Annotated in this window: 3 protein-coding genes; 1 reads left to right on the top strand and 2 read right to left on the bottom strand. The window is 44.6% G+C overall.

Annotated elements, in window-relative coordinates; translation table 11 throughout:
* A partial coding sequence (locus ACR6Z4_RS32060; protein WP_479721375.1) for a GIY-YIG nuclease family protein occupies positions 1–531 on the top strand: 531 nt, incomplete at its 5' end.
* A 20-nt stretch (positions 532–551) separates the two neighbouring features.
* Here ACR6Z4_RS32060 and ACR6Z4_RS32055 read toward each other — a convergent pair.
* Positions 552–2,345, bottom strand: a complete 1,794-nt coding sequence (locus tag ACR6Z4_RS32055; protein WP_479721374.1) for an SUMF1/EgtB/PvdO family nonheme iron enzyme — start codon at positions 2,343–2,345, stop codon at positions 552–554.
* Positions 2,346–2,638: 293 nt separating this feature from the next.
* A partial coding sequence (locus ACR6Z4_RS32050; protein WP_479721373.1) for a formylglycine-generating enzyme family protein occupies positions 2,639–3,640 on the bottom strand: 1,002 nt, incomplete at its 5' end.

Here is a 3,640-nt window from a genome sequence, read left to right as displayed (position 1 = left end):
TTAGATAAAATTCGCCAGGAAGTACTGCAAGCCGAAGGGCAGAAACAGAAGCAGCTAGAGCTTCGCATTCAGCAGTTAGAACAGCAGGTTGTTACAGATGAGCGCGATATAGAAGATGCTACTTCACGTTGTAGAGGATATAAGGAAGGACACATTTATATCGTCTCTAATATTGGTTCTTTCGGAAAGGAAGATATTTATAGAATATTCATGACTAGAAGTGGGAATGAAGATGAGTATGTTCGTGGCATGAATCCTTTGGTTCCATTTCCATTTGATATTCACTTCAAGATTCATGCAGAAGACCCTTCTGAGACCATTAGATGTTTACATCAACGGTTTCAAGATAGGCGTGTGAATTTAGATAATGAGAGAAGAGATTTCTTTCATGTGCCATTTGATGAGATTGAGCAAGCTGTAGAGGAGATTCGCCGTAAGGGTGGTATTAGAATCCTTGAGTTTACTCGACAACCTCAAAATTCTGAGTATTTCAGATCTTTGTTGTTAAAACGAAAAAGGTTACAGCAATAACGTCTTTTCAGGGATCGTGGCTACAGAGGTAAAACAACTCTAAATCCTATATTGTTCGCGGATTCATCTGCTTGTCCGTACCAGCGAGAAGCCGATCGACAACGGATAGGCTCATTGCGCCAGGAACCACCTCGCAGGACACGGTTATTATTTTCATTGTTATCTAGCCAAGCTACTTCTGACGTAGGTGCACCGTCGTAGTTGTCATGCCAATGGTCTAAGCACCATTCCCATACGTTTCCGTGCATTTCAAAGAGCCCGAACCGATTGGCGACTCGAAAGCTGCCAACAGGAGTAGCTTTCTCGCGCTTAATTCCTGTGGGTTCCGATCGATAGATAAAGGTTGCATCATAATTGGCGATGTCAGAGGTGAGAGTCTCACCAAAATGAAAGGGTGTTTGGGTTCCGGCTCGACAGGCATATTCCCATTCTGCTTCGCTCGCTAAGCGATAATTTTTACCTGTTTTTTGAGACAGACGATCGCAAAACTCGATCGCATCATACCAAGAGATTTCGACAACAGGTTGATTGGCAGCCCATTGGCGGGATGGGCGACGTTTGAGCTTACGAGTGATTTGTGGCAGAGCAGCGATCGCACTCCACTGTACATTCGTGATGGGGTACTTGCTCATGAGAAACGGTTTCATGGTAACTGAATGTTGGGGAGCCTCAGCAGCAAATCGCTTCGATTTGGCTTCTGGGGTGCCCATTAAAAAGGTGCCTTGTGGAATCAATACCATGTCTAGCTCAATTCCATTTTCCAGATCTTCAGCAAAATAGTCTGCTGTTTGCTGATACTGCTCTACAGGTTGACCAAACTCATTGACTGAGATGACCTTGAACTCAAAAGCCTGTGATCCAATAGGAAAAAGCTCAAGGAGCCGAGATTGTTGAGAGGCTGAGATCTGAAATTTCTCTTGCTCTTTACGTAGCTCAGCAATATCTACTAAGCACTTTTCACTCTGCAACTTCTGGGGGACAAAGGCGATCGGCAAGTTGCGATCGAATGCATTAGAGCCAATGAGAGGATGTTGTTTATGATCGGTTGCCCGTTTAACGTTGTCGCGCACATACTCAAATAATTCCCCGATGGTGATGATTCCGTTCTGATTGATATCAGCGGCTCCTCGCATTCCTTCCAAAAGGTAATGGGTAAACACTCCATGTCCGCCACCCCATCTAGCATCTTCAAGTGACACTTCATTGGCTTCTGCTGAGGTGAGTAGCGCTAATCCGCCTTTTGCTTGGCTGATTTCTTGAAGATATTGATTTAACAGGAATGAGTCATCAATCGCACTTCTTCGACCGATTCCCCCGCCGATTGCTGCACTATGACAAGCATCGACTAAAACGATGACCTTCTCTGCGTGCAAGTTTTCTTTGAGGGAAAGATCGATCTCTCGCATCGGCAAGGCAGTGCCAGCAATATCATCAGGATCGCTGTCATAACTGAGTAGGTAAACATTGCCCGGTCGATCGAAATCTGGAGCACCATGACAAGCAAAGTAAATAACGACAAGATCGTCACGGGCAGGCTTTTTCAAGAAGCTTCGTAGTGCTCTTGTAATATTGTGTGTAGTCGCCTCCTCGTTTGTTAATTTACAAATATGCTCTCGCTTAAACCCACCACCCGTAGGAGTCATCAGCACGTTGTAAAACTCTTCTGCATCGCGATCGGCATATCTGAGATTTAGTCGGCTGTGTTTGTAGCGTGAGATACCGGCAATGATTGCCCAGCGATCGCAGTTTTGGTACTGAGTATAGAGGTTTAGATCAACTGGCACTAGTTTTCTGGTGGAGAACTGATTGGACATTGAAGCTATTCTGAACTTGACTTATTCAAATTCATTCAAGCCCAGTTCTACAACATTTATAATACCCAGTTGTAAAGCCATCCTCAAGTTAAAAATCCGCTTGTGTTGTTCTTCCTATAGTGGAATCATCACGACTGCAAGGTACTGAAACAGAGCCTGAGGAAGGGTAATTGCTGGAAGACAATGGATGAGCCAGCCGACTCTTCGGCAATGCTATCAAGCTGTCGGATTACAATTTGTTTTTCAAGGTCGTTGCCTTTTGACAAGTTCTGACTTTAGGTAAGCGCTTAGGATCAATTACAAACCACCCGAAAACCAAGATATGAACCTCGAACGTTGGGAGAGTCGTGGCGACGATCGGCAGAACGACAGCCAGCTGGACCAAGGCTCCACGAACCGCCCCGCCTTACCCGATCAGCAGACAGCCCTTCTCGAGCACTTCCATCATTGGGTGCTCCATGATAAGTTCCGTGGAAGGAGTCCGCACACCACTCCAAGACATTACCGTGCATATCGTACAAGCCAAATGCATTTGGTGGAAAACTGCCAACTTCTGTTGTTTGTTGTCGCCAAATACCTGTAGGCTCTGAACGATATGCTAAAGTTCCCTTGTAGTTGGCTAAATCTGTTGTAATTGTCTCTCCGCAATAGAAAGGGGTCGTAGTTCCAGCACGACAAGCATATTTCCACTCCGCTTCACTTGGTAATCGATATTGCTTGCCTGTTCTTTGTGAGAGACGAGCGCAAAACTCTACCGCATCGTACCAAGAAATTTGTTCGACTGGACGAGAATCACCCTTAAATTCTGAGGGATCAGGAGTAAGATCTTGATTCACTTTTTGCAATCCTGCAACCACGCTCCATTGTGCCTGTGTTACTACAAACTTGCCCATAAAAAAAGGTTGAATGGTAACAAGGAGTTGGGGATCCTCAACACCACGCTCCAATTCTTGCTTTGGTGAACCCATGGTGAATGTTCCACCTGGAATTGCAACTAATTCTAATGTTATTTTATTGCCCAACTGTTCAACAAAGTATTCTGCTTGCCCTTTTTGATAAGTGATAGTCCACGCTTTTTCGTTTTCAAGTGTTCTAACAATCTCAACCCTTCGACCAAAAATTCCTGGCTTTTCAATTTTTTCCTCAACAGAATTCTTACTAAAAATCAGCTTAGGAGTCTGAAATTCAAATTTCTTCAACAATATATTCTGTGTAAATTCCTCCTGTCTGCGTTTCGCTTCCTCCTGCTTGCGCTGTTCCTCCCTGCACTGGTTTTGTTTTCGTTCCTGCTGTCG

Source organism: Calyptranema fuscum S582, assembly GCF_055793305.1.
This window is presented reverse-complemented; position numbering and strand designations above follow the sequence as displayed.